10 protein-coding genes are annotated in these 19,884 nt (G+C 68.9%); 3 read left to right on the forward strand and 7 right to left on the reverse strand.

Features of this window, described 5'->3' with window-relative positions; translation table 11 throughout:
• Nucleotides 1-270 precede the first annotated feature (270 nt).
• Nucleotides 271-2,751 (reverse strand): PAS domain-containing sensor histidine kinase, encoded by a 2,481-nt coding sequence (locus tag NF876_RS07945; RefSeq protein ID WP_262268267.1) that lies wholly within the window; start codon nucleotides 2,749-2,751, stop codon nucleotides 271-273.
• Nucleotides 2,752-3,017: 266 nt separating this feature from the next.
• Here NF876_RS07945 and NF876_RS07950 point away from each other — a divergent pair, with 266 nt between their 5' ends.
• Both NF876_RS07950 and NF876_RS07955 read left to right on the forward strand, forming a co-directional pair.
• On the forward strand, nucleotides 3,018-3,380 hold the full coding sequence (locus NF876_RS07950; protein WP_262268268.1) for a PepSY domain-containing protein: 363 nt from the start codon (nucleotides 3,018-3,020) through the stop codon (nucleotides 3,378-3,380).
• An 81-nt stretch (nucleotides 3,381-3,461) separates the two neighbouring features.
• On the forward strand, nucleotides 3,462-4,526 hold the full coding sequence (locus NF876_RS07955) for a YsnF/AvaK domain-containing protein (protein WP_262268269.1): 1,065 nt from the start codon (nucleotides 3,462-3,464) through the stop codon (nucleotides 4,524-4,526).
• 162 nt (nucleotides 4,527-4,688) lie between these two features.
• On the opposite strand, the gene NF876_RS07960 is transcribed toward NF876_RS07955, so the two are convergent.
• Together NF876_RS07960 and NF876_RS07965 are read right to left on the reverse strand one after the other, a co-directional pair.
• The gene (locus tag NF876_RS07960) at nucleotides 4,689-5,087 is read right to left on the reverse strand and encodes a response regulator (RefSeq protein WP_262268270.1); all 399 of its coding nucleotides are present in this window, start codon (nucleotides 5,085-5,087) and stop codon (nucleotides 4,689-4,691) included.
• Nucleotides 5,068-5,265, reverse strand: coding sequence for a NepR family anti-sigma factor (locus tag NF876_RS07965; RefSeq protein WP_262268271.1), 198 nt, complete (start codon nucleotides 5,263-5,265; stop codon nucleotides 5,068-5,070). The genes NF876_RS07960 and NF876_RS07965 overlap by 20 nt, the downstream gene beginning before the upstream one ends.
• 166 nt (nucleotides 5,266-5,431) lie before the next feature.
• On the opposite strand from NF876_RS07965, the gene NF876_RS07970 reads away from it, so the two are divergent.
• Nucleotides 5,432-6,019: a zinc-binding metallopeptidase family protein gene (locus NF876_RS07970; RefSeq protein ID WP_262268272.1), complete on the forward strand. Its 588-nt coding sequence runs from the start codon at nucleotides 5,432-5,434 to the stop codon at nucleotides 6,017-6,019.
• Between the two features lie 601 nt (nucleotides 6,020-6,620).
• Here the strand turns inward: NF876_RS07970 and NF876_RS07975 are convergent.
• The 4 genes from NF876_RS07975 to NF876_RS07990 all read right to left on the reverse strand — a co-directional run bounded on the left by NF876_RS07975 (nucleotide 6,621) and on the right by NF876_RS07990 (nucleotide 19,765).
• Nucleotides 6,621-7,583 carry a GGDEF domain-containing protein gene (locus NF876_RS07975; protein WP_262268273.1) on the reverse strand — a complete coding sequence of 321 codons (963 nt, stop codon included), beginning with the start codon at nucleotides 7,581-7,583 and terminating at the stop codon, nucleotides 6,621-6,623.
• Between the two features lie 182 nt (nucleotides 7,584-7,765).
• Complete coding sequence (locus NF876_RS07980) at nucleotides 7,766-9,076, reverse strand: HlyD family type I secretion periplasmic adaptor subunit (RefSeq protein ID WP_262268274.1); 1,311 nt, start codon at nucleotides 9,074-9,076, stop codon at nucleotides 7,766-7,768.
• Nucleotides 9,077-9,093: 17 nt separating this feature from the next.
• On the reverse strand, nucleotides 9,094-10,833 hold the full coding sequence (locus NF876_RS07985) for a type I secretion system permease/ATPase (protein ID WP_262268275.1): 1,740 nt from the start codon (nucleotides 10,831-10,833) through the stop codon (nucleotides 9,094-9,096).
• 172 nt (nucleotides 10,834-11,005) lie between these two features.
• Complete coding sequence (locus NF876_RS07990; protein ID WP_262268276.1) at nucleotides 11,006-19,765, reverse strand: peroxidase family protein; 8,760 nt, start codon at nucleotides 19,763-19,765, stop codon at nucleotides 11,006-11,008.
• Nucleotides 19,766-19,884: the final 119 nt, after the last annotated feature.

Below are 19,884 nucleotides of genomic sequence, written 5' to 3' on the forward strand. Positions count from 1 at the left end.
TGCGAACACCCTCCCCCGTCATGGCACCCTCCGCCCTTCCTGCCATCCTCCACCCTTCCTGCCACCCTCCCACGTCATGGCCGGCCTTGTGCCGGCCATCCCGATACGGTGAGGCGCGGCGCTTCACCGGATCGGGATCACCGGCACAAGGCCGGTGATGACGTGGGAGGGTGACCATCCGGCCGAGCGGTCGAGACAGGGTCCCGGACGATGCGCCGGTCAAGAGTGGAGCATCGGACCGAAAGCGGGTCCCCTTTCGGGTCCGATGCCCTAGTCTTCCGCCCGTCGTGCCGGCCAGGCCGGACCCGTCTCCCGCGGCGCGTCGCGGCCGATGACGGTCCAGCCCTCATGCGGGACGAAGGCCCGTACGACCGTGCCCCGCCGGCTGCTCCGGATGCGCAGGCTGCCGCCGAACTGGTGCAGCCGGATCCGCATGCCGGGAATGCCAACGCCCAGGGTCTGGTGGCCCGAGGACGGTGCGCGCCGCATGCCGCGCCCGTCGTCGCCGATGCACAGGATCACGCCGCCGGACGTCATGCGCAGCGCCACCACGACCCGGCTCGCCCCCGCGTGGCGATGCACATTGGTCAGGGCTTCCTGGGCCAGGCGCAGCAGGGTCCGCTGGAGGTCGAGCGGAAGGCCGTCGATCCGCTCGGCGACCCGCACCGCGACGGGGAGCGCCGTCCGGTCGGAAAAGCCGGCCGCGAACGAGCGCACGGCGCCGGCCAGCCCCTCGGTCGCCAGCTCGCGGGGATGCATCAGGTACGTGAAGACCCGGAGCTCCTTCAGGGCCGTTTCGAGGGAGCGGTCGATCTCGTCGATGATCCGCTTGCCGGCCGAGCGCTCGACGAAGGGGTCGACCTGCATCAGGTGCAGGCCCGCCGCCACCAGGTGCTGCGCGGTGGAATCGTGCAGCTCGGCCGCGATGCGCTGGCGCTCCTCCTCCTGGAGCGTGAGCAGGCGTTCCGACATCTCGCCCATGGCCACCCGCGCGTCGATCACGTCGGTGATGTCCTCGTGGGCCACGATGATCCGGACCTTTCCGCCCGCCAGGAAGCGGTTCGCCCGAAGCTGGAACCAGCGGCGGCCCTCGGGGGAGTCGCAGCGATAGACGGTGCGGAACTGCGTGTCCGTGCCGGCGATCAGGGCCTCCATGCCCCTGAGGATCGGCGCCTCGGCCGCGCAGGCGGCGAGATAGCTCGCCCCGATCCCGTGCGCCGGGTCGCCGAGTCCGTTGTCCCGGGCGAACCGCCGCCAGGCCGCGTTGACCGCGAGGATCGTGCCGCGTTCGTCCAGGAAGGCGACGTGCGCCGACAGCGCATCCAGGGACGATTGCAGGAGTTCGCGCTCCTCCCGGATGGCGAGAAGGGCCGCGTTGCGCTCCGTGACGTCGCTGAAGAAGATGCTGGCGCCCTCCGCCGAGGGATAGACCCTGTAATCGATGGTGCGGCCCGGATGGTAGAGCGACGGCAGCTCGCCGCGGAATTCCCTGCGGTGCTCGATGGCCTGCTTCAGGGCCTCGTCGATCGCCGCGTCGTGCCCCACCAGGGCGAAGTAGGACCATCCCGATGCCGGGCCGCGGGGCAGCCCCCACCACCGCATGGCCGCCGCGTTCACGTTGGTGATCCGGTAGCTGCGGTCGAGGGTGAAATGGCAGTCGCTCACGCTCTCCAGGATCGCGTTGAGCCGGGCGTTCGCCGCGGCAAGCTCGCCCCGGGTCGCCGCCGCGTCGGCCCGGAGCGCATCGACCGGGCCGACCCGGCGCATCAGCGCCGCGGCCGAAGCGATCCCGAACAGGAGCAGCACGGAGCCGGCCAGGGCGATGCGATGAAGGGCTTGGCGGACCGGGCCTTCGGCAAGGGCCGCCGGGGCGAGCGCCAGAGCGGTGTAGCCCGACGCGCCCGACCGGGAGAAGGCCCCGATCGTCCGGCCGTCGCCGGCGCCGGCCGTGAAATGCCCGCCCGGCTCCCGGCCGGACAGCCGCTCGACCACGTCCGGCGGCAGCGCCGGCCCCGCCAGCGGCTGGAGCCTGCGGTCCAGTATGAGCGTGCGCCAGCCGTCGGCGGCAACCGCATCCTGCACGGCCGCGGCGAGATGCTCTTCGGGCACCACCAGGGTGAGCGCGCGGTCGGGTCCGTCCCCGGGATGGCCGAGCCACAGGCTCACGGCGACGACCCACCGTCCGTCCAGGGGGCTGCGCAGCCGCTCCGACAGGAGGAGCCCGGCCTGCCGCAGCCGCGCCATCCGCTCCTCCGCCCCCGGCTCGTCCGGCACGGGGGGCATGGGCGCGCCGGCCGGGATGCCCGTATTGAGAAGCTGGCCCCGCGCCGTCCAGAGGATGAAGCGGGAGCCCTCCGGGCGCGGCGTCGCGGCGAGCTGGCGTCGGAAGGACGCGAGATCGTCCGCCTCGAGCAGCGGCGATCGCGACAGGCCTCTGAGCGTGTTGCCGAGGGCCTGCGTCTCGCGCTCCACCATGACGGCAGCGGCCGCCGCGGCCGCGAGCCCCCGGTGGATCAGGTCATGCCTCTCGTGCTGGGCCTGCCAGAGCAGGACCACGGCCGCGACCAGGAACGACATCAGGGCCGTCCCGGTGACGGCGCCATTGACCCAATGCGCGATCCGCTGCGGCCGCGGCAGGAGCCGCGCATGCAGTCCGATGGGGCTCACGTCATGCATGACACGCCTCCCGGCCGGATCGACGACGAGGCCCTCGGGGCGATCCGGCACCGCATCCTGCCGCAACGTTAACATGGGTTAAGCCCGGAATGAACTCCCAGGGAGCGCGGGACCGAGGGAGGCCGGGACCGCCGGCCGGACTCGGCCGGTGGCGTCGATCCCTCACCGGCCGGAGCCCGAACGGCGCCGGCCTGCAGGGAACCGGGTCGCCTGTCCTCCGGTGAGACAGGGGCCGCCGCGCGCGTCGGGCCCGCGACAGGGGCTTCACGAGCTTGGCACTCGGAACCGTCCTGGAGCCCGCACATTGAGAGGCTACGCGCTTACAACACTGGAGAAGAACCTTGATCCGTCTCGGCTTCACAACACTCGCCGTCCTGTCGGCCCTGGCCACCGGCGCCGTTGCCCAATCCACGAACTCTCAAAGCTCGGGGTCCTCGGCCGCGCAGCCGATGAACGGCAACGGCTCGTCCAATCCCGCCGTTACTCACAAGCCGGCCGACAGCCCGCAGACCACGGGCGCCGTCGAGCCAGGCGCCAACAGCTTCACCGAGGCGCAGGCGCGCTCCCGCCTCGAAGCGCAAGGCTTCAGCAACGTCACCGAGCTGCGCAAGGACGATCAGGGCATCTGGCACGGCAAGGCGCAGCGCGACGGCAAGTCCGCGAGTGTCGCCATCGACTACAAGGGCACCGTGCAGGCTCAATAATCGCGAGCCCATCCGGCATTCGTGACGACACCCGTCCGGCCGCCGACCGCCGGGGATTTTTTCGCAAGAAGTGGAACAGACATGACCAGCAAAACCATCACGGCCTTCTTCGACAAGTACGAGGACGCCTCCGAGGCGGTCCGCCGCCTCGAGTCGGCAGGCGTCCCGCAGCGCGACATCAGCCTCGTCGCCAGCAACGAAGGCGACCGTTACTCGTCCCATGCCGGCCGGACGTTCGACGGCACCAACCATCATGACGACGATGTGGGCGACGGCGCCGGCACGGGCGCGACCGTGGGCACCCTGGCGGGCGGCGGCGCAGGGCTTCTCGCCGGCCTCGGCATGCTGGCCATTCCCGGGCTCGGCCCCGTGGTGGCGGCCGGGTGGCTGGTCTCCACGCTGGTGGGCGCCGGCGCCGGAGCCGCCGTGGGCGGCGTCGCGGGTGCGCTGATCGATGCCGGCGTCGACGAGAACGACGCCCATGCCTATGCCGAGGGCATCCGCCGCGGCGGCGCCCTGGTGACCGTGCGCGCCTCCGAGGCCGAGGTGGACCGGATCGTCGACATCCTCGACGACGAGGGCACGGTCGACTTCGACGAGCGCGAGACCACCTGGCGGTCCGAGGGTTGGACCGGCGCCGGCGCCACGACGGCCGGCACGGCTTCTGCCGCACCCGCCGGTGCGGCATCCGCCGCCGGGCTGACGGACCGCACTTCCGCCGCCGCGCGGCAGACCGATGAGGTGATCCCGGTCGCCGAGGAAGAGCTGCATGTCGGCAAGCGCGAGGTGAATCGCGGCCGCGTGCGCATCAACGCCCGTGTCGTCGAACGGCCCGTGCAGGAGCAGGTCACCCTGCGCGAGGAGCGCGTCGACGTGGAGCGCCGCCCGGTCTCCGGCACGACCCAGGCTGGCGCCATCAGCGGCGATCCGTTCCAGGAGCGCACCATCGAGGTCGAGGAGCGCGGCGAAGAAGCCGTCGTCTCGAAGGAGGCGCGCGTGGTCGAGGAGGTCGTGGTGCGCAAGGAAGCCGATCAGCGCACCGAGACGGTTTCCGACACCGTGCGCAAGACCGAAGTGGACGTTGAGGACGACCGCAACGTCCGCGGCACCGGCACCACCGGCCTGCCCGGCGACCGCAAGCTCTAAAACGACAGCGGAAGCCCGGCCCTCCCGCCACCCTCCACGTCATCACCGGCCTCGTGCCGGTGATCCCGACGCAGGAAAGCACCGCGCTTTCAACAATCGGGATGGCCGGGACGAGCCCGGCCATGACGGGGTGGGCGGGCGTGAGGTCGCGACGCGGCCTCGTCACGTCACCGGCGGCTGAGGGTCATTGATCGCTTTCTCGGCCTGGACCAACACGTTGAGGCCACGCCAGGGCTTGGGCATGAAGGTCACGCAGTCCGGCAGATCATCGGCCTGGACAACGGGATCTCCGGAGGTGAGCACGATCCGGATCGTCGGCCAGAGCTTGCACGTGGCCCTGGCGAGCTGAACGCCGTCCATCTCTCCCGGAAGCCGCACATCGGCGAACATCATCGCCACTTCGCCGCCGCGCTCCTGGAGGCACTGCAACGCTGCCTCTGCGCTCTCGACCTCCAACACCTCGAGGGCTGTCTCATCCAGAAGGACGGCCGCGAGAGCGCGGACCTCAGGGTCGTCCTCGACGATCAGGGCGAGATGGGGCTCAGGCTGGAGAGCGGTCATGATCAGCCTCGCTGGTTTCCATTTGGCGCAGGATCGCGACGAGCCTGTCCGGGATCGGCGCATCGATCACATCCCGGTAGGATTCGGCGAAGGCCCGCCCGATGATCAAGGTCGCGACGCGTGGATGGAGATCGTTGACATGGGGCAGACGCGCGTCGCCTGGGGCGTCGTGGGACATCGGCTCACTCCTTCGGGTTTTCATGTCCTGGTGCCGGTCCCGGCGCACGGGCTGCGCCGGAATAACATACGTTAACGAGAGGAACCGCTGATCCCGCGATGGGTTTCAGCGTGGCGGCAAGAGTTACGCCAAATCATGCTTCCAGAGGCTCTCCCGGTCGTGAGGGATGGCGGAAGCCGCCTACGCCAACATCCAGCAGGTCGGCATGCCGCAATGGACCCAGGACGAACAGGCCTTTGCCAGAGCGGTGCAGCGCACCGTCAAGGGCAAGGAGGAAGGGCTCGCCACCACGGTGAAGAAACTCGAGCCGCCCGCCGACAAGCCGGAGAGCGGCGGTTCGGACGACATCGGCGACATCTCCTGGACCGTGCCGACGATCACGCTGAACTATCCGGCGAACATCCCGAACCTGCCTGGGCATCACTGGTCGAACGCCATGTCCATGGCGACCCTGATCGCCCACAAGGGAGTCGTCGCCGGCGCGAAGGTGATCGCCATGACGGGCATCGACCTGCTGGCGCAGCCAAATCTGCTGGCGCAGGCGAAGGGCTACTTCACCAACGAGCAGCAGAAGAACCAGACATACGTCTCGATGATCTCGGCCGAGGACAAGCCCCAGGTGCAGATCAACGCGGACGTCATGGCGCGGTACCGTCCCGAGATGAAGAAGTACTACTACGACCCGTCGAAGCACGCGACCTATCTCGATCAGCTGGGGATCAAGTTCCCGGTGCTGGAGAAGCCGAAGAACTGAGGCGCCTTCCGGCTCCTTGAGTCCTCGCACGCGAACGGCCGTGACGACGATGGGACCGGGCGCGGGCCGCCGGTCATCGATCCCGGGGCGAGTGCATCGTGCGGACGAAAGCCGGCCATGACGCGGGAGGATGTTGTCACCGCCTCATGCCACCCTCCCCGTCATCACCGGGCTCGTCCCGGTGATCCCGATCGTCCGGAACGCCGAGCCTCACCTAATCGGGATGGCCGGCACAAGGCCGGCCATGACGTGCGGAGGGTGTTGGTGCCGGCCCTTGCCACCTTCTCCACGTCATCACCGGGCTTGTCCCGGTGATCCCGATACGAGAGGCGCCGTGCCCTTCCGATCGGGATGGCCGGCACAAGGCCGGCCATGACGTGGGAGGGTGTTGTTACCAGGCTTGTCCCGGCGAACGCGATCGGAAAACCGCCGGGCGCATCCCGCGGACGAAAGCTGGTCCGCACTCAACGATGCGCCGCTTCAAGATGGGAGCATCGGGTCCGAGGCTCTAGAGCATTTTTCGGTGAAGTGGATCCGGTTCACCGTCAAAAAATGCGGCTCGACAAAGAAGAGAGCTGGTTCCACGGGAGTGGAAACAGGTCTAAGGCCCGGCCGGGGGCGGGGCGAGCGTTCCGGACTCCAGGCCGATCCGCGTGCAGTTCCGTCCCTCCGCCTTCGCGGCATAGACGGCCCGGTCCGCCCGGTAGAGGATCGTGCTTCGATCGTCCTGCGGCAGGGCCTCGGTGAGGCCGGCGCTGAACGCGACCGGCCGGCGCGTCGCCTGGTCGGGCAGCATGGCCGGCGCGAAGCCCGACCGGATCCCGTCGAGCAGCCGGGCCGCATCGTTGAGGCGGACGTCCGGCAGCAGCAGCAGGAACTCCTCGCCGCCGATCCGTCCGAGGTGATCGCCGGGCCGGAGCTTGTCGCGGAAGACCTGCGCGAAGTGACGGAGAACGGCATCTCCGGCCTCGTGGCCATAGGTGTCGTTGACCAGCTTGAACCGGTCGATGTCGATGATGGCCGCGCACAGGCCGGCGCCGGAGAGCCGTCCCGCCGAAAGCGCCTCGTCGAGGAGTTCGAGGATGTAGCGGCGGTTCGGCAGGCCGGTGAGCAGATCCGTCCGCGAGGCCAGGAGCGCCGCATCGTGGGCCTGGCGCAGGGACTTCTCGCTATGCTTCAGGGCGGATACATCCGTCCCGACCGTCATCACCCATCCGTTGGGCAGCACCGTGTGCTCGATCCAGAACCAGCGGCCGTCGAGGAGATCCGTCTCGAAGGACTTCCGGCGGGAGGTCCTGCGCCGGGGCAGCGTCCGGGCGATCAGAGCCTCGACGTCGCCGTCGTCGATCCTGACGCCGAAACCGTTCGCAGCGCCATGCCGGAGGATGTCGCTGAACGTGAAGGGACCCTCGTAGCCGCGCAGGAACATGCCCCGATAGGTCTCGTTGGCGTAGCGGAGGTTGTCCTCGGCATCGTAGAGGGACACGGCCTGCCCGGAATCGGCGAGCGCCTCCACGATGCTCCGCAGCGTTTCGTCATCGGGATCTGAGAGGAAAGGCTGCATCCGAAGGGCGGGAGTTCGCGGGTGGCAATTCGCGGGTGGCAATTCGCGGGTGACATGTGGCTTTCTGCCCGGATCGTCCGGTCCGGGCCACCCTCGAACCTTAAGGGAGGCCCATGTGGCTGGCAAGGTCGGCGCGGGGCCTCTCGCCGGAACAGCCTCCTCCGGGCCGTGCCCTGCGGGGATCACTCCTCCCGGAAGGCGCGCTTGAGGTTGTCGGCCAGGGGCTTGGTGAGATAGGAGAACACCGTGCGGTAGCCCGTCTGAATGAAGCCCTCGACCGGCATGCCCGGCAGGAGCTTCGCCGTCCCGAGGCGCTCGTACTCGCTGTCGGGAATGGCGATCCTGACCGGATAATGGGACATCCCGCTGCGCTCGTCGGTCACGAGGTCGGCGGCGATCCGGGTGACGTGCCCCTTGATCTCCGGCGTCGTGCGCTGGTTGAAGGCCGACAGCCGGAGGACCGTGTCGAGCCCCTGCCGGAGCTGGTCGATGTCCTGCGGGGCGACCTTGACCTCGATCGACAGGTCGTCGCCCTCCGGCATCACGAGCATCAGGGTATCGCCGGGGCCGATCACGCCGCCGACCGTATGCACGGCCATCTGGTGCACGATGCCGTTCTGGGGCGCCCGGATGTCGATGCGCTTCAGCTGGTCCTCGGCCGCGACCCTGCGCTCCACGAACTCGGCGATCTTGGCCTGCACCTCGCGCAGCTCCGTGGAGACCTCGCTGCGCAGGTCCTGGTCGATCTGGAGGATCTGGAGCTCGGTCTCGCTGATCTTGCCCTTGGCCTGCGCCACCGTCGAGATCAGCTGTCCGCGCTCGCCGCGCAGCCGCGTCTCCTCACGCTTGAGCGAGGTCACGCGGGTGATCGGCACGAGGTTCTTCTTCCACAGTTCCTGAACCCCGGTGAGCTCGGATGCGATCAGGTCGATCTCGTCCGCCTTGGCCGATGCCTGCAGCCTGGTGCCGTCGATCTGCTCGGCCAGCTGCGCGACCCGCTCCCGCAGCTGCGACTTCTGGCCGGCGCGCGCCTCGCGCCGGCTGTCGAACAGCCGGCGTTCGCCGCCCATCAGGTCGGCCACGTCCCGCTCATGGGCGCGGGAGACGAGATCCTCCGGGAAGCGGATCGCGTCGGCCCCGTCCCGCTCGGCCTCGAGCCGGGCCTTACGGGCGATCATCTCGTCGATGCTCTTGGCCACCATCGCGAGGTTCGCGCGCGCCACGGTCTCGTCGAGACGGACGACCACCTCCCCGGCCCGGACCCGGTCGCCGTCGCGGGCCAGGATCTCCCCGACCACGCCGCCCGTCGGGTGCTGGACCTTCTTGACATGGCTGTCCACCACCACGGTGCCGGGGGCCACGACGGCTCCGGACAGTTCCGTCGTCCAGGCCCAGCCGCCCAGGCCGCCGACCAGGAGGGCGACGCCTCCCAGGGCCAACATGGTATGGCGGCGGATGGACTGGCGGGCGGTCGATTTCATGGTGCTGCTCATGACGCTGCTCCCCGGGTTCACGCGGACCTGGCCGCATTGGGTTGATGGACGGCGCCGGCCGGAACCGGACGCAGGACGCTGCTGAGAACCTCCTCCTTGGGGCCGAACTTGCGCACCGCGCCCTCGTCGAGCACCAGGATGTGGTCGACGCCGGCCAGGGCGCTGGGGCGGTGCGCGATGACCACGACGATCCCGCCCCGCTCGCGCACCCCCTGGATCGCCCGGGTCAGGGCGTGCTCGCCGTCGTTGTCGAGATTGGAGTTCGGCTCGTCGAGCACCACGAGGAACGGGTCGCCGTAAAGCGCCCGGGCCAGGCCGATGCGCTGGCGCTGCCCGCCGGAGAGCGCGGCCCCGCCCTCCCCGACCTGGGTTTCATAGCCCTGCGGCAGGCGCAGGATCATCTCGTGCACGTTCGCATCCTGGGCGGCCCGCACCACGTCCTCCGGCTTCGGGTCGGCCTGGAAGCGCGCGATGTTCTGGGCCACCGTTCCGGCGAACAGCTCCACGTCCTGCGGCAGGTAGCCGATGTGCCGGCCGAGGTCCTCCGCCAGCCACTGCTCCAGCGCGGCCCCGTCGAGACGCACCTTGCCGCGCCAGGTCGGCCACACGCCGACCAGCATGCGGGCGAGCGAGGATTTGCCGGACGCGCTCGGACCGATGATCCCGAGGCCCATGCCGGCCTTCAGTTCGAACGAAACGTCCTGCACGGCGAAGCGCTGGCCCCTGGGGGCGCCCGATCCGGCGTTCTCGACCGACAGGGAGGCGCGGGGCGCCGGAAGCGCGAGCGGCCGCGCCTGCGGGCGGTCGTCCGCGAGGGCGGCCCGCAGCCGCGCCCAGCCCTGGCGGGCCGACACGAAGCCCTTCCAGTTCGCGATGGCGAGCTCGACCGGCGCCAGCGCCCGCGAGACCAGGATCGAGGACGCGATCATGATGCCGCCCGTCGCCTGGTTGTTGATGACCAGATAGGCCCCGACGCCGAGCACGCCCGATTGCAGGGCCATGCGCATCACCTTCGAGAAGGCCCCGAACCCGCCGGACACGTCGGAGGCCGCCTGCTGGTGGGTCAGATACTGGGCGTTGGCCTGCCCCCACATCGCTCCGAGCCGGCCGGCCATGCCCATCGCCTGCACCACCTCGGCGTTGCGGCGCGCGCCGTCGCCGATGCCGTTGCGCAGGGAGGCCGCGCCGACCGCCGCCTTCGTGGCCTTGCGGGTCAGCACATCCGTCAGGATCGTGATCGCCACCAGAACGGACGCGCCGCCCACCGTGACCCAGCCGAGCAGCGGATGGAACGCGAAGCAGATGAAGAGGTAGAGCGGAATCCACGGCAGGTCGAACAGGGCCGAGGGACCGCCGCCGGCCAGGAAGGCGCGGATCTGGTCGAGGTCGCGCAGGGGCTGCTGCGCGTCCCCTTCGCCCTTGTCGCGCAGGGGGGCCAGGACCTGGCCGCGGAAGACGCGCTGGCTCAGATCCTCGTCGAACGCCGCCCCGAGGCGGGCGAAGATGCGGCCGCGGAGCATGTCGAACAGGCCCTGGAACAGGAACAGGGCCAGGATGATGCCCGACAGGCCGAGCAGCGTCGGGATGCTCCGGCTCGGCAGGACGCGGTCGTAGACCTCCATCATGTAGAGGGAGCCGGAGAGATAGAGGATGTTGATCAGGCCGCTGAGCAGGGCGATCCCCAGCAGGGCGCCGCGGCATGAGGCCATCAGGCCGATGCGGCTTCTGGCGGATGAAAAGGATGCTGAAAGGGACATGGCCGTTTCCTCGGAAGAGAAGAAGGATGAACCCGGATGCCGCCAGGGGGGCGGCGGCCCGCCAGGGGGCGGCGAACCGCCAGGGGGGCGGCGGCATCCGGGGTCAGGTTCCCGCCGGGAGGATTGGGGGACATTCTCCCGGCGGGGCCATCGCGATCTCAGGTCGGCCGCATCAGAAGATGAAGTCGCCGTTGTCGAGATCGGACGCGGTGACGCCTTTCAGGACCAGGATGTCGGAGCCGTGCTCGATCACGGTGTCCTGGCCGACCTGGGTCAGGTGCAGGTCCGACAGCTCATCCACCCCGGACAGCCGGCTCGCGTCGATCCGGTCGTGATCGGCGCGGAAGTCGGTGACCACGTCGCGGCCGCCGCCCCGCTCGAACACGAAGCTGTCCTGGCCGGAGCCGCCGGTCAGCCTGTCGTCGCCCGACCCGCCCCGGAGCACGTCGTTTCCGGCGCCTCCGGCGAGCTTGTCGCGGCCCGAGCCGCCCAGGAGCATGTCGTCTCCCGCCATGCCCCTGAGCACGTCGTGGCCCGCCCCGCCCTTGAGGACGTTGTCGCCGGCATTGCCCGACAGGGCGTTGTCGAGACGGTTGCCCGTGCCGTCGAGGTCGGCCGTCCCGGCCAGGATCAGCTTCTCCACGTGGGTGCCATTCAGCGAGTAGGACACGCTGCTCCTGACGGTATCGACACCCTGACCGCTGCGCTCGATCACCCGGTCGCCGGCATCGTCGACCACGTAGACGTCGTTGCCTCTGCCGCCTTCCATCCGGTCGATGCCGGCACCGCCGTCGAGACGGTCGTGGCCGTCGCCGCCGTGGAGCCCGTCGCGACCGCCGCCGCCGTAGAGCCTGTCGTGGCCGCGGCCACCCTCCACCCGGTCGTCGCCTTCGCCGCCCCGGAGCGTCTCGCTGCGCGAGCCGCCCTTGAGGACGAGGTTGGCGGGAGCCGCGGGTTGAGCCGGTGCGGCCGGGATCGGATCGCTCGAGGGTCCGGGATTGGCCGGGACGCCCGGTTCGACCGGGATGACCGGGTCGACCGGGAGGACCGGATCGGCCGGCTGAGGCTGGGTCGGCGTCCCGGGCTGCGCCGGGTTCTCCGGATTGGCCGGCGTCTCGGGCTGAACCGGGGTTTCCGGATCCGGCATCACCGAGGCCTCGACCAGGGCGGGCCTGCGTCCCGCCTCGCACCGGAAGGTGATCCTGTGGCTTGCGCAGACGACACTGGTGGAGCCGTCCTCGTTCTCCTCCCACTCGTACTCGTCCGGCGTACGGCCGGGTTCGAGTTCGATCACGTCCTGGGGCCGCAGTGTCCCGACGATGGTGTCGTTGCCGCCGTTCGTGCGGAACACGATCCGGTGCGCCGAGGTGAGCTGCGAGATGTCGACGACATTGTTGTCCGACGAACCGTTGATCGTGATCGTGCTGAAAGCCAGGCTCGTGGGATCGAAGTTGCCGACGGCTTGCACGGTGTCGTTGCCGCCGCTGGTGTTGATGGTGATCTCCTCGATGTTGTCGAGTTCCGCAATGACGTTTCCATTGCGGGTGATCACGATCTCCGTGTCCGGCTTGAGGCCGGCAGCGAGCGCCGCTGGGACATTGCTGCGGGCATAGACCACAAAGGCCTCGGCCGCGTTGCTTCCCGTGACGACGAAGTGGTCGTTTCCGACACCGCCGTCGACGAAGTCGTGGCCATCGTTGCCGATCTCGAACCCCAGGAACGTGCTGACGCCCCAGGTGACCGTGTCGTTGCCAGCTCCTGCGAAGATCAGGTCATCACCCTGGCCGCCGGTGAGGGTGCTGTTGCTCCCGTCGCCGATCAGGATGTTGTCGTTGCCGTTGCCGTTGATGGCACCGGTCGTGTCACGGTTGACCGTCACGCCGCCCGTTGCGGTTGCATTCGCAGCGCCCGAACCGTCGGATGCAGTGTAGTTGAAGCTGCCGCCAGCCGTTCCGGTATCTGTCAGTGTGACAGAGCCGAGATTGGTCGCCAAGGACGCGGTCAGGCCATTGACGGCGCTGAGCGCGGTGACGTCCAAAGTGGCACCTTCGGCATCGGTGTCGTTGGCCAGCAATGCCCATTCGGGGATGATGAACGGGGCAGTCGTGTAGTTGGTGTACACGCTGTCACCGCTGACCACCGGGGCATCGTTGACGGGAACGACGTTGACGGTCGTGGTGGCGACGTTGCTGTTCAGGAAGCCGTCATTGACGGTCACGTTGACGATCCGATCAATCGCACTCGGGTTCTCCGAGGTGTTCTCGAAGCGGATGGCCTGGATGGCAGCCTGGTAGTTGGCGACGGTCTCCGTGCCGGTCAGGATTACCGTGATCTGCCCTGGAACCGAGGTGTCGATGGTGCGGGTGATGTTGCCTGGCAGGTTCGTCGGTGCCGACAGCACGTCGCCAGCCTGGGCATTGGTCAGCACGACCCGTGCGGACACCAGCACACCGCTATCCTCGACGATCCCCGGATTGCTGGCGATCGCGACTTGGCTTTGATCCTCCGTGAACGTGGTCTCGTAGTGCACGGTGGGGACCGAAGCCGGCCTGGCGAAGTCGACCGTGACGTTGTCGATCTGCACCACGTCATTGCTGAGGAAGCTGTTCTCGAACGAGGTCGCAACGAACCGGATGGCCGCGTTGGCCGAGAACGGGCCAGTCAGGTTGAAGGATAGGTTCTCGGCCACGCCATTGCCCGTGATCCGGTCGAGTTCGGTGAAGGTGATGCCGTCGGCAGAGAACTGCACGGAGACGTAGTCATCGTTCTCGAGATTGTCCGGGTTGGCCGAGAAGCTGAGCACGGCGCTCCCTGCTCCGGCGAGGTTGACCGTCCGGGTGATCGTTGCGCCATTGCCGTCCTCGAAGCGCAGGAAACCGTTGCTCACGAGGATCTGGCCGTTGGAGCTGGTGGCGCTGCCGTCGTCTTCGGTTTCCACCCAGCCCGGGGTCCAATTCACCGTTCCATCCGTGCCCTGATAGTTCGAGGGGGAAAAGTCATCGCGGTAATTCCCCGTATCGAAGGCGTGGAGCGACAGCTTCGGAGGCGTGAGGCTGACCTCCTGGTCGGCGAACTTCAGCTTCTCGATGTTCCAGAGGCGGTCGGTTCCGTCCGAGACCCGGTTGTTGCCCGTGGTCGGATCGGTCTCGACCGTCACGGTCACGTGCTGGACCGTGATGCTGCCGTCCGCGTTGCTCGTGATGGTGTAGTTGGCCCGCAGGTCGCCGTACACCGCCACGTCGGTGGCGCTGTCGTTCAGATCGCCGTCGACGATCTCGCGGACGATGCTGAGCTGGCCCGGGTTCAGGGTCGCGCTGAGCATCAGGGCGTCGAGGGTCTTGCCGCCGAACTGGGCGGTTGCCCCCTGAACCGGGGCGCCGTAGGCATACTGGGATTCGAGGTACACCTTTCCGGTCATCCCGTCTGCCGTGTAGACCCCGGTCGGCGTCGTGATGCGGATCCGCACGTTCAGCCACTGGTCGCCGTCGATGATGTCGTCGCCGGCGAAGCCCTTGATGGTGTCGCTGCCGCCGCCGCCGAGGATGATGTCCGCGGCCTGGGAGGTGTCGAGCACGATCAGCTCGGGATTGCCGTTGGCGTCGAGAACCGGGCGGCCCTGGGCGTCCACCACCGGAATGCGGGTGAGGTGGGCCACCAGCTTGTCCAGACCGTTGATGAGCGACACGTTCTTCTGCAGCAGGTCGTTGGAGAAGGAGTCGATCGGAGAGTTCGGGCCCGGGATGGCGGCCGTGCCGGTGGCCTCCGCCCTGGTGTTCACCGCCGCGACGCGTCCGGTCAGGATGTCGTTGTGCTTCCATCCGGACAGACCCTCGACGAGGTCGAAGCGGTCACGCAGGATGAACGCCTCCTGGTTGTCGAAGATCGGGATGCCGAGATTGGAACTCGCCGCGACGTTGTCCCCCTTGTGGATGGCCCAGTCGAAGCCCGCCATGCCGTTGCTGCGCTGGATGCCCTCGGCCTGGAACATGATGTCGTCGCCGGACTCGCCGTCGTAGTCGGTGTCGCTGGCGCCGCCGTTGAGCACGTCGTGACCGATGATGGTGGAGTTGAAGAACAGCTCCGAGTTCTCGCCCGACAGGCTGTCGAAGCGCGGCCCGCCCTCGAGCCAGTCGTCGCCCTCGTTGCCGAGCAGGGCGTCGCCGCCGTCGCCGCCGAGGATGAAGTCGTTGCCGGTGCCGCCGAAGGCCTCCTTCCCGTCCGGCCCGGTGATGATGAAGTCCTGGCCCTGGTTGCCGAAGATCAGCGCCAGGCCGCTGCCGCCCTGGATCACGTCGTTGCCGCCCTCGCCATGCAGGAAGTCGGTCGCCCCGATGTCGGTGCCGGCATTGGTGATGATGTCGTCACCGTCGCCGCCATGGATGAGGTCGACGCCGTAGCCCGCCTCGATGGTGTCGTTGCCCTCGTAGCCCCAGACCGTATCGTCGCCCTCGCCGGCCACGATCAGGTCGTCCTCGGACGAGCCGCCCATGACCACATGGTCGCCGCCGTTGTAGATCAGCACGTCGTCGTCGCCGTCACCGTCGAGGTCCTTGCGCACCACCAGGGGCGAGAGCGCCTGGAGGACCGGGTTGTCCCAGACCGGATCCGCCCCGATCTGCTTCGACTTGATGATCTCGAGCGTGTGGTCGGGGGTGGAGAAGATGTTGCCCGGGAGCGCGGTCCGGCCGTCGTCGCCGAGGTCGGTGTTGCGCATGATGATGTCGGTCATCGAGTTGTTTTCGAGCTCGTTCAGAAGGTTGAGGCCCTGGACGCGCGACAGGTAGTAGAACCGGTCGGCATCCTGGAGAGCCTCCAGCTGCGCCTCGAAGACGAACGCGAAGGTGGAACCCAGCATGCCGCCGAAATCCATCTTCTTCTCGGCGAGGCCGCCCATCCAGAGATCGATGTCGTTGAGGCCCGAGTTCTCGGCGTTCCAGGCACCGGTGCCGTTGAGGAAGGCGAGACGGTCGGCCGGCTCCCCGGTTCCGCCGAACACCAGCAGGGTCGCGGCGGCCCGCTTCGCCTCCATGGTGATGGCCGCCTCGATCAGCGGGTGCTTGCCGTAGGCCGCGATGAAGTTGACGATCGACAGGGAGTTCTGGAGGTTGAGGGCGAAGTCGGTCCAGCTCACGTAGGGCTTGAGCTGGGAGTCCTGGCCGGCCATCTGGTAGAACTGGGCGCGCGCCTCGTTGAGGGTCGGCAGGCCGAGATCGCGGCCGCGGGCGATGTTGAGGGCCGCGAGGTCGAGCGGGATGCCGACGAGCTGGTTGCGCAGCACGTGGGTGATGAACTCGTCGATCTCGTTGCCGTGCTGGCGGGACATGCCGCGGATGATCGCGCCGGCGGCCTGCTCGTGATCCACCACCACGTTGCCGCTCGCGTCGGTGGCCCCGAAGGCGAGCGGGTTGAGGAAGCCGTCGAACAGCTTCATCGAGACCTGCTGGCCGTTGACCGTGATCGTGTCGATGGTCTCGTTGAGCATCGAGTGGCCGAAGCGGTACACGGCCTGGGCGAACTCCGCGAAGATCGCCGGGTTGATGTCCACCGACGGCTCGAACACGAAGGCATCCACGTCGGGCTGCATCTTGCGGGCGAATTCCTCGAAGACGAGGTGCTGGTACTCCATCTCGTTGGTGAAGCGGGCGGCCTGGAACAGACGCTCGCCGTCCCACACGAGGGCGGCCTTGCCGGCCTCGGTGGTCGGGATCGCGGCGACCGGAACGAGCAGCCACTCGTTCAGGAAGGCGAGATCGCCGGTGGAGAGCGCCAGGGCCTTGACCTGGTCGACGAGGTGGTTGTGCTCCGAGTGGAACACGTGGTGGATCGCGGTCAGGCCCACATTCTCGTTGCCGCGGCCATCGCCCGTGATGTAGTGCGCGTCGAGCAGCTCGTTGTCGTAGGCGGTGTTCGAGCCGCGCGAGTTGACGAGGCCGGTCGTGGAGCCGTCCGCATTGGCGTAGCCGATCCCGGCGTCGCCGTCCTTCTGGAGGAGCCCGCCGGCCAGGACCGGCACCGCCGCGTGGGCGATGTCGTCGAGGAAGGCGTGGCCGGTGAGGACCGCGTTCGCGAGGCTCACCGGAGAACCCGGCGTGCCCGAGACCACGATGTCGTCCGGTGTGTTCGGGACGCCGTCAGGGCCGATCCCGACGATCACCTGGGCATAGCCGGTCTGCGGGTGCGGGATGAAGTTGCCGTAGGGATCCGTGCGCAGCAGCGGAACGTTCGTGACATGGGCGTCGGTCAGGTCGATGCCGAGCATGACGCGGGCCTGCTCCTTGACGTCAGCCCAGGTGGCGAGGCCCCGGTCGCCGTCGAGCAGCCGGCCGGTGGCGACCGGCTTGCCGTCGGGGCCGGTGGTGTATTCGCGCAGGAAGACCTGGTGCGAGGCATGGGACGTGTAGGTCTGGTTCTGGTCGACCCACGGGGTGGTCAGGTTCGTGTTCTCGCCGTTCGGCGTGGCCGCGCGGGTCAGAACCATGAAGTTCGTGTGAGGCGTCGCCGGGTTGTAGAGCGGATCGTCCGGAGACAGGGGAATGTAGACCGTTCCGCTGCCGCCCTTGGCGATCAGGTCGAGGCCGTGGTCGAAGAACTGGCCGAACAGGGTGAACAGCGAGTTGTAGGGGGCCGAGTCGCCGATGTCGGGCGAGACGTTCGGGATCAGCACGGTGGTGCCGTCCATCTGGATGCCCAGCTGGGAGAGAAGGTTGGACAGGGCGGTCTCGGCCGCCGTGACGCCCTGGGCGGCGCCCTCCGCGTCTGCGAGGGCGGCCTCGGCCGTGGCCAAGGCCGTCGTGGCGGTCGCCACGCCGGTCTGCGCGGCGCCGACGGTGGCCGCCGATCCTTCCGCGCTCGCGCGGGCGTCCGCCTCGGCGGTCTGGCCGGCCGTCAGGGCCTGCTGGGCGGCACCGTAGTCGGCATCCGCTTTCACGAGCTGGGCGCTCATGAAGTCGTACACGGCGTGCGCGTCGTTCAGCGCATCCTCCGCGTCGGCAAGCGCCGCCACGGCGGCTGCATGCGATTGCTGGTCTGCGGCCAGCTGCTGCTGCGCCGAGGCGAGGCTGGACTGGGCATTCGCCAGGACGGTGGCGGCGGATGCCACGTTGCCCTCGGCGGTCTCGACCGCCGCGGCGGAAAGCCCGACCTTCGCGAGAGCCGCGTCTACCGCGGCCTCGGTGTCCGCCAGAGCCTTCTCGGCCGCGGCAACGTCGGCCAGCGCGGCATCGTAGGCGTCGCTCTGCTCGTTCAGACCGTTCAGCACCGCCTGCGCATCCTGCAGCGCGGTCTGAGCGAGGTCGCGGAGACTCACGGCCTCCTGATGGGCGGACTGGTCCGCCGCCAGCTGCGCCTCGGCGGCGGACAGGGTCGCGCTGACGCCGTTCAGAACGAGGGTTGCGGCATCCACGTTGGCCTGGGCGGCGTCGGCGGCCGCGGCGGAGGCCTCGGCCGTCGTGTGGGCGGCCGCTTCCGCATCCTGCTTCAGCTTCAGGTCTTCCTGCGCGGCAAGGTAGGCGATGTTCGCGTCGTTGAAGGCCTGCATCTCCGTCGGAAGAACGCCGCCCTGGATGATGGCGTTGTACGTGGCCAGAGCCGCATCGTGCGTCGCCTGGGCGGCTTCGAGATTCGCCAGGGCGGTGTCGTGCAGGGCCTGGTCGGCATTGGCCTTCGCCTGGAGGGGCGCGAGCGCAGCCTGGGCATCGGCGAGGGCGGCCGTCGCGGTCGCCACGCCGGCCTCCGCCGCGTCGATCGCCGCATGGGTGACGGCGATCTTCGCAAGCGCGGCGTCCACGGCCGTCTGGCTCTGCGCCAGGGCCTGCTCGGCGGATGCCACGGCGGCCTGAGCGTCCGCGATGGCCGGGCCGAGATTGTCGGCGCCGCCCGCGATCAGCGCGTCGAGAACGTCCTGCGCGTCATCGAGCGCCTGCTGGGCGGCGTCACGGGCGCTCACGGCTGCCGTGTAAGCCGCATTGTCCTTGGCCAGTTCGGCCTTCGCGTCGGAAAGGGCAGCCTCGGCCGCGGTCTTCGCCGTCGTGGCGAGGGTCACGGCATTGCCGGCGGCTGCGAGCGCTGCCGCCGAGAGCGCCACCTGGGCCTGGGCCGCATCGACGGCATCCTGACCCTGGTTCAGGACCTGCTGGGCCGCGATGAGGTTGAGGCTGGCGATCCCGAGCGTATCGCCCATGGCTTCATAAACGGCCTTGGCGTTGTTGTAGGCCTGCTGGGCGGCGGCGAGCTTCGCCGCGGCGGTCGCGTGCGCGGCCTGATCCGTCGCAGCCCGCGCCTGGGCCTGGCCGAGATTGGCCTGGGCCTGGGCCAGGGCGGCCTCCGCCGTGACGACGGCGGCCTGAAGCCCGGGAATGGCCGCCGGCGCGCTTCCGGCTTCCGCCTGCGCCTGGGCGATCGCCGCGCGGGCCGCCTGGATCTGCTGGATGGCGGTGAGCTGGGCGGCGCCCGTGATGCCGGCATAGGTCAGCGCCGCCCCGATGGCCGCGGGATTGTTCAGCGTCTGGTCGGCGATGAGGTTCGAGATCAGGCGCGGGTCGGCATCGACGACCGTGCCCGGCGGCAGCATCGGCGATCCCGTTGACGAGCCGGGCGCATAATTGTTGTTCGTCAGCCACACCGGGTTGGCGGGCGTGCCGAACATCATCCTGTCGTCGCCTTCGTTCACATAAGTGGGCGGCGTCATCACCGGGAACGGCTGGTCGGCGGCGCCCCAGGTCTCGCGTCCATCGACGAGGTTGTTGTAGCTGCCGTCGACGCTGCGCAACCCGTAGGGAAGCAGGAACGCCTGGGTCGGCGTGGTGGACGCGTTCGGATCGAGGCCGCCGGCCTCGGCCACGAGCTTGCTCAGGTCACCGCCATTGGCATGCGCCTCTGCGATCTTGATCTGCTTCAGGATGAATTCGAGGTCGTGCTTGACGAGATTGACCATGACGCTTCCCCTTGCGTGGGCCCGGCCCACATTGCTGTTCCTCTGCGCATTGCGGCGACCGGGGCTCTCGGCCACAGGCCCGCAACTTGACCGACAGTGTCGAACAGGGTCGGGAAGCC

It is taken from the genome of Microvirga yunnanensis (genome assembly GCF_025460875.1).

What these genes read in the sequence shown, in the direction of transcription:
- NF876_RS07945 (WP_262268267.1), bottom strand. Translation starts at nt 2,751, where the DNA reads ATGTTAACGTTGCGGCAGGATGCGGTGCCGGATCGCCCCGAGGGCCTC.
- NF876_RS07955 (WP_262268269.1), top strand. Translation starts at nt 3,462, where the DNA reads ATGACCAGCAAAACCATCACGGCCTTCTTCGACAAGTACGAGGACGCC.
- NF876_RS07960 (WP_262268270.1), bottom strand. Translation starts at nt 5,087, where the DNA reads ATGACCGCTCTCCAGCCTGAGCCCCATCTCGCCCTGATCGTCGAGGAC.
- NF876_RS07965 (WP_262268271.1), bottom strand. Translation starts at nt 5,265, where the DNA reads ATGTCCCACGACGCCCCAGGCGACGCGCGTCTGCCCCATGTCAACGAT.
- NF876_RS07970 (WP_262268272.1), top strand. Translation starts at nt 5,432, where the DNA reads ATGGCGGAAGCCGCCTACGCCAACATCCAGCAGGTCGGCATGCCGCAA.
- NF876_RS07975 (WP_262268273.1), bottom strand. Translation starts at nt 7,583, where the DNA reads ATGCAGCCTTTCCTCTCAGATCCCGATGACGAAACGCTGCGGAGCATC.
- NF876_RS07980 (WP_262268274.1), bottom strand. Translation starts at nt 9,076, where the DNA reads ATGAGCAGCACCATGAAATCGACCGCCCGCCAGTCCATCCGCCGCCAT.
- NF876_RS07985 (WP_262268275.1), bottom strand. Translation starts at nt 10,833, where the DNA reads ATGTCCCTTTCAGCATCCTTTTCATCCGCCAGAAGCCGCATCGGCCTG.
- NF876_RS07990 (WP_262268276.1), bottom strand. Translation starts at nt 19,765, where the DNA reads ATGGTCAATCTCGTCAAGCACGACCTCGAATTCATCCTGAAGCAGATC.